General features: G+C 33.5%; 6 protein-coding genes (1 of these 6 only partly in view). All 6 read left to right on the top strand.

What is annotated here, in order from left to right; genetic code table 11:
- Positions 1-1,848 carry the 3' portion of a DUF3857 domain-containing protein gene (locus tag DIU01_RS06270; RefSeq protein ID WP_290832595.1) on the top strand. Its footprint begins 90 nt before the window's first position, so only the last 1,848 of its 1,938 coding nucleotides appear in the window; its start codon lies off the left edge, out of view; the stop codon is at positions 1,846-1,848.
- Position 1,849: 1 nt separating this feature from the next.
- Positions 1,850-2,176, top strand: a complete 327-nt coding sequence (locus DIU01_RS06265) for a nucleotide pyrophosphohydrolase (RefSeq protein WP_290832593.1) — start codon at positions 1,850-1,852, stop codon at positions 2,174-2,176.
- Between the two features lie 67 nt (positions 2,177-2,243).
- On the top strand, positions 2,244-2,570 hold the full coding sequence (locus tag DIU01_RS06260) for a multidrug efflux SMR transporter (protein WP_035123612.1): 327 nt from the start codon (positions 2,244-2,246) through the stop codon (positions 2,568-2,570).
- Entirely contained in the window at positions 2,570-3,817 is a 1,248-nt protein-coding gene (gene aroA / locus DIU01_RS06255; RefSeq protein ID WP_290832590.1) for a 3-phosphoshikimate 1-carboxyvinyltransferase, read from the top strand. The genes DIU01_RS06260 and aroA overlap by 1 nt, the downstream gene beginning before the upstream one ends.
- 358 nt (positions 3,818-4,175) lie before the next feature.
- Positions 4,176-5,225, top strand: a complete 1,050-nt coding sequence (gene queA / locus DIU01_RS06250; RefSeq protein ID WP_290832588.1) for a tRNA preQ1(34) S-adenosylmethionine ribosyltransferase-isomerase QueA — start codon at positions 4,176-4,178, stop codon at positions 5,223-5,225.
- Positions 5,226-5,612: 387 nt separating this feature from the next.
- Positions 5,613-6,887, top strand: coding sequence for a kynureninase (gene kynU, locus DIU01_RS06245; RefSeq protein WP_290832586.1), 1,275 nt, complete (start codon positions 5,613-5,615; stop codon positions 6,885-6,887).
- Positions 6,888-6,917 lie beyond the last annotated feature (30 nt).

Genomic DNA, 6,917 nt, shown 5'->3' with positions numbered 1-6,917 from the left:
ATAAAAGAAAAGGTCCACCCAATTGATACTTCGGCAGCGGCAGCAATTTTATTTAAAAAAGGCAACATGTACTTTAAAATTAACTTGGAAGGCTACTGGAATGTTGTTACCGAGGTGGAAGTTAAAATTAAAATTTATAAAAAAGAAGGTTACAAATATGGCAACTTTGAAAAAAGCTATTATTCGGGTGCCTATGGAGAGAAAATATTTATTACCGACGCAGCAACTTATAATTTGGTCGATGGAAAAGTAGAAAAAACTAAATTAAAAAGCGACGGTGAGTTTGTTGAAGAAATCGAGAAAGATTTTAAGACTAAGAAAATTTCGTTACCCAATGTAAAAGAAGGTTCAATAGTTGAATTTAAATATGAATATGTAACATACAATACCACCGAACTCGAAGAAATATATTTTCAGGAAGAAATACCAATAAATTTTATTGAGTACAAAGTAAGAACACCCGATGATTTTGAATACAAAAAAACACTCAATGGCTATTTAGTTTTAAACCAAAAAGATGAACTTTTAAAAGATACAAGTGGCAACTATGACGAGTATAGAACAACTTATTCTTATACTAACTCGAAGGCGATGAAAGATGAAGAGTATGTTAATAATGTTGATAATTTTAGGTCACATTTAAATTACGAATTGGCTTCCAAAAAAGACCGTAATGGAATGGTTGAAAAATTCGCACAAACTTGGGAAGACGTTATTGACAAAATATACAAGCACGAAAATTTCGGATTTCAATTGGATAAAACTAATTACTATGAAGATGATTTAAAAGTATTGTTAGCTGGTTTAACTACGAATGAAGAAAAAATGAATGTCATTTTCGATTTTGTAAAAAATAGAATGAGTTGGAATGAGTACAATGGTTACAATTGTAAAGATGGAGTAAAAACAGCCTATAAAAATAAAGTAGGGAACATTGCAGAAATAAATCTAATATTGATTTCTATGTTACGTTCTGCAGGAATAGAAGCCAATCCAATAATTTTAAGTACTCGAAAAAATGGTATTAAAATTTTCCCTTCAAGAACAGCTTTTAATTATGTTATTGCAGGTGTTGAAATGCCCAATAAGGTTGTTTTACTCGATGCATCAACCAAAAACGCTACGCCAGATATTATTCCCATTAGAGCATTAAATTATATTGGTAGAATCATAAGAAAGGATGGTTCATCTTCTCAAATTGATTTAATTCCAAAAGAAGTTTCTAATGAAGTCAATTATATAATTGGAGAAATTAGCACTGATGGAGTAGTATCTGGAAAAGCCAGACAACAATTTTTTAACTACAATGGCTACTTATTTAGAGAAAATCACGGAACTTTGTCTGATGATGGTCAGAAAGAACGACTTGAAAAAAAGTTTAAAGGATTAGAAATTGAAGATGTTAAAATACAAAATGACAAAGATTTAAAAAATCCTGTGGTCTTAAATTACGACTTTTCCAATAGTAATGCAGTAGAAATTATTGGAGATAAAATGTATTTTTCACCTCTTTTATATTTTACAATGAGTGAAAATCCTTTTAAACAAGAGGTTAGAGAGTATCCAGTAGATTTTATTTTTCCTTATCTTGACAAGTATACAATTAACATTACCTTTCCAGAAGGATATATAGTTGAGTCAATGCCAAAAGTCACTAATATTAGTATGGAGGACGAAATTGCAAATTTTAAATATAATGTTCTAAATACAGAAAATAAAATACAACTTTCTGTGAGTTTTAATATCAATTCAGCTTCAATTGGTCCTGAATATTATGACTCACTGAAAAACTTTTTTAAAGAAGTAATCAACAAACAAAACGAAAAAATTGTTCTAAAAAAAGTATAAAATGAACCTAAAAAACTCCCAACTAGAAGTAGACAACTGGATTAAAAACCATGGTGTTCGTTACTTTAACGAATTAACCAATATGGCACAACTTACAGAAGAAGTAGGCGAAGTTGCAAGAATTATTGCACGACGATACGGAGAACAATCTGAAAAAGAAAGTGATAAAAATAAAGACCTTGGCGAAGAATTAGCTGATGTAGTTTTTGTAGTTTTGTGCCTTGCCAATCAAACGGGAATCGACCTTCAAGCGGCATTCGATAAAAAATTAGATTTAAAAACCAATCGCGATCACGATAGGCATCAGAATAATGAGAAACTTAAATAGTATTAAGATTTGAGTATTAAGTATTAAGATTCTTTGAATTGAGATTAAAATTTTTACAACTAGTAAAATGAACTGGATACTATTAATAATCGCAGGCTTGTTCGAAGTAGCATTTGCCACTTGTCTTGGTAAAGCAAAAGAATCATCGGGAAATACAATGATTTTTTGGTATGCCGGATTTTTGGTTTGCCTTACAATCAGTATGGTTTTGCTTGTAAAAGTCACCAAAGAACTACCAATTGGAACCGCTTACGCCGTTTGGACGGGAATTGGCGCTGTCGGTAGCGTTTTAGTTGGAATTTTTATTTTTAAAGAGCCAGCCACTTTTTGGCGCGTTTTCTTTATCAGCACCTTAATAATATCAATCATCGGATTAAAAGTAGTCACAAAATAATGAATTTACATCTAAAATCATCAGTCGTTAATCGCCAATCTTCTATCAATATCACTGGTTCCAAATCTGAAACCAACAGATTATTATTGTTGCAAGCTTTGTATCCAAATATAACTTTAGAAAACACCTCCAATTCAGATGATTCCGACGTAATGTTTGCGGCCTTACAAAACTCGAAACATGAAACCCAAAACCCGAAACTAATAGATGTCCACCACGCAGGAACAGCTATGCGATTTCTAACCGCTTTTTTTGCCATTCAAGAAGGAAAAGAAGTAGTTTTAACTGGTTCTTCGAGAATGAAGGAACGTCCTATAAAAATTCTGGTTGAAGCTCTAAAACAACTCGGAGCAGAAATTTCATACGAAGAAAACGAAGGATTTCCACCCATAAAAATCATCGGAAAAAAACTAACTCAAAGTAAAGTTTCACTTCCTGCAAACGTAAGTAGTCAATACATTTCGGCACTTTTATTAATTGCACCAAAACTAGAAAACGGATTAGAATTAACCCTCGAAGGCGAAATAACTTCTGTTCCTTACATCAAAATGACACTGCAATTACTAAATGAAATTGGTGTAGAGACTTCTTTTATTGAAAATGTAATTTCAGTCAAACCTACAACCTACAACCTACAACCTACAACCTTAATTATAGAATCCGATTGGAGTTCCGCATCTTATTGGTTTTCAATTGTAGCTTTATCAGAAATAGGAACTCAAGTCACACTTTCAAGCTACAAAAAAGACAGTCTTCAAGGCGATTCATCATTAGTAGAAATTTATAAAAATTTTGGAATTGAAACCATTTTTGAAAATAATTCAATTACAATTTCAAAAATCAATTCCCACAACCCACAACCTAAAACCTATAACCAAAAATCTTCACCCGATATCGCTCAAACTATAGCTGTAACGAGTTTCGGATTAGGAATTGGATGTCATTTAACAGGTTTACACACATTAAAAATAAAAGAAACCGATAGATTAGAAGCCTTGAAAATAGAACTTTCTAAACTTGGAGCAACTATTTCGGTAACTAACGATTCTTTAACAATAGAACAATCTAATAATCTAAATTCGAATATAGCAATCGCAACTTATCAGGATCACAGAATGGCAATGGCTTTTGCACCATTAGCATTAAAAGTTCCAATAATTATTAATGATGCTGAGGTTGTTTCGAAATCATATCCAACTTTTTGGGAGGATTTAAAAAATGTTGGATTTGAATTAAGTGAATTATAATTCCAAAGATTTTATACGAATTTACACAAATTAAAAATTTAGTAAATTAATTTCACTACGCTAATCATACTAATTTGTGAAAATTTGCGTAATCAGCGGTTAAAAAAATCCGAAGCTAACCATAGCATAATTTATAAAATCGTTTTCTGAAATATTCCATTTAATAATGGGGGCAAATTCGTGAAATTCGAGTAAAAAAAAACAATAAATACTCCGCGACTTCGCGTCTTTGTGGCAATGTCAAAAATAAACAGCAAAACACTTGACAACGCCTATCTCACAATCGTATATTTGCAAACGATTTACTTTTTATGATTTCAATATCTAAAATTTAATATCTAAAATCTAAAATTTAATTATGAAATTATCTCATTTTAACTTCAATTTACCAACAGAATTGTTAGCCGAATATCCTGCAGAAAACCGTGACGAATCTCGTTTAATGGTAATCGATAGAAAAACCGGAACAATAGAACACAAAATGTTCAAAGACATCATCAACTATTTTGACGATGGAGATGTGATGATTCTTAACAATACCAAAGTTTTCCCAGCAAGAATGTTCGGGAATAAAGAAAAAACTGGAGCAAGAATTGAAGTGTTCTTACTTAGAGAACTAAATGCAGAACAACGCCTTTGGGACGTTTTAGTAGATCCAGCACGTAAAATCAGAATCGGAAATAAATTATATTTTGGCGATGACGATTCATTAGTTGCCGAAGTTATCGATAACACAACCTCTCGTGGTAGAACTTTACGTTTCTTATACGACGGTTCATACGAAGAATTTCGTAATAAACTTACAGAACTTGGTGAAACACCAATCCCAAAATACATCAATCGCGAAGTAAACGAAGACGATGCTGAGCGTTACCAAACCATTTATGCTAAAGAAGAAGGCGCTGTTGCCGCTCCAACTGCAGGTTTACACTTCTCAAAACACCTACTAAAAAGATTAGAAATTAAAGGAGTAAATTTTGCCGAAGTAACACTTCACGTAGGTTTAGGAACATTCAATCCAGTAGAAGTAGAAGATTTGTCTAAACACAAAATGGATTCTGAAGAGCTAAAAATCAATCAAGAAGCTTGCGATATCGTAAACGATGCTAAAGCCAAAAAGAAAAGAATTTGCTGCATCGGAACAACTTCTATGAGAGCAATAGAAAGCGCAGTTTCATCACAACGCACACTAAATACATTCGACGGTTGGACTAATAAATTCATTTTTCCTCCATACGATTTCAGTATTGCAGACAGTATGGTAACCAATTTCCACACACCAAAATCAACATTATTAATGATGATTTCAGCGTTCTGCGGACACGATTTAATGAAAAAAGCCTACGAAGAAGCCATTAAAGAAAAATACAAATTCTATTCTTACGGCGACGCAATGCTAATCCTATAATAAACAATTTCAGTTTATATACAATCCCAATCTTGTGCAAACTCGGTTGGGATTTTTTATTCCACAATTTTGTCATTCCGCACGAATCTCAGTAGGAGCGAATCACTACGCATTTCTACAAACCCTATTCCTGCTTTCCATTACAATCTTTTTTCAATTGCCTTGGGTTTTAACCCAACGCAATTAAAAAAAGATTTCCATTGCAATCAGGGCTAGATTGCAATCGTCTTACATAGAAATCATTTTTCCAATAGACTAACTTTTAAACCTACAAGCCCTGAATTTATTTCAGGGTAAACTTTTAAACTTTTAAACTTTTCTCTACATTTACACCATGTACAGACAAGGCATGCCTTGTCTCTATCGTAATTTCAAACAAAACACACAATGACATTCCAAAATACACTTCAATTCGCACAACAACTTGACCAACAAGACGAATTAAAAGATTATAGAAATCAATTTATTTTTCCGCAACACAACGGTAAAAACGTAATTTACTTCACAGGAAACTCACTAGGATTACAACCAAAATCTGCAAAAACCTACGTAGACGAAGTAATGTCCGATTGGGCAACACATGCCGTAGAAGGACATTTCTATGTAGAAAAACCTTGGTGGGATTACCACGAACGTTTTGCAGAACCATTAAGTAAAATCATCGGTGCAAAACCGTCAGAAGTTACTGTAATGAACACATTAACAGTCAATTTGCACTTATTGATGGTTTCGTTTTATCGTCCTACGGCAACACGTTACAAAATTATCTGCGAGGAAAAAGCATTTCCGTCTGACCAATATATGTTTCAATCGCAAGTCAATCATCATGGTTACAAACCAGAAGATGCCATTGTAGAAATTAAAAGACGCGAAGGCGAACACAACATTCGTCTAGAAGATATTTTAGCAAAAATTGAAGAAGTTGGCGATGAACTAGCATTAGTATTATTTGGAGGAGTAAATTACTACACAGGCCAAGTTTTCGACATGAAAACAATCACCGAAGCTGGACACAAAGTAGGAGCAAACGTAGGTTTCGATTTAGCTCACGCAGCCGGAAATATAAAATTAGATTTGCACGATTGGAATGTAGATTTCGCCGCTTGGTGTTCTTACAAATACATGAATTCTGGACCAGGAAATGCATCAGGTTGTTTCGTACACGAAAAACACCATCATTCCAATTTGCCAAGATTTGCAGGTTGGTGGGGACACAATAAAGAACGCCGTTTCAAAATGGAACCATCATTCGACCCAGTTCACGGTGCCGATGGTTGGCAAGTTTCTAATTTACCAATTCTTTCTTTAGCTCCATATTTAGCATCAGTAGAAATGTTTGCCGAAGTAGGAATGGAGAAACTAATCGCCAAAAGAAACCAAATCACGTCGTACTTAGAATTCATTCTGCACGAAATAGACAAAGAAGTAAACAGCACTTTCGAAATAATTACGCCATCAAATCAAGAAGAACGCGCATGTCAATTATCGGTTTTTCTTCACGGTGAAGGACGCAGTTTATTTGATTACCTAATGAAAAACGGAGTAATCACCGATTGGCGCGAACCTAATGTAATTCGTCTTGCACCAGTTCCGTTATATACGTCTTATGAAGACATGTATAATTTTGGACAGATTTTAAAACAAGGAATTTTAAATCATTAAATAATAACCTGACAGGTTTTCAAAACCTGT

Source organism: Flavobacterium sp., from assembly GCF_003525665.1.
In the GTDB taxonomy this organism is placed as follows: Bacteria; Bacteroidota; Bacteroidia; order Flavobacteriales; family Flavobacteriaceae; genus Flavobacterium.
The sequence above is the reverse complement of the archived record's forward strand: the minus strand, read 5'-3'. Positions and strand labels throughout refer to the sequence as shown.

Coding starts and splice junctions, on each gene's coding strand:
- DIU01_RS06265 (WP_290832593.1), top strand. CDS start 1,850: ATGAACCTAAAAAACTCCCAACTAGAAGTAGACAACTGGATTAAAAAC.
- DIU01_RS06260 (WP_035123612.1), top strand. CDS start 2,244: ATGAACTGGATACTATTAATAATCGCAGGCTTGTTCGAAGTAGCATTT.
- aroA (WP_290832590.1), top strand. CDS start 2,570: ATGAATTTACATCTAAAATCATCAGTCGTTAATCGCCAATCTTCTATC.
- queA (WP_290832588.1), top strand. CDS start 4,176: ATGAAATTATCTCATTTTAACTTCAATTTACCAACAGAATTGTTAGCC.
- kynU (WP_290832586.1), top strand. CDS start 5,613: ATGACATTCCAAAATACACTTCAATTCGCACAACAACTTGACCAACAA.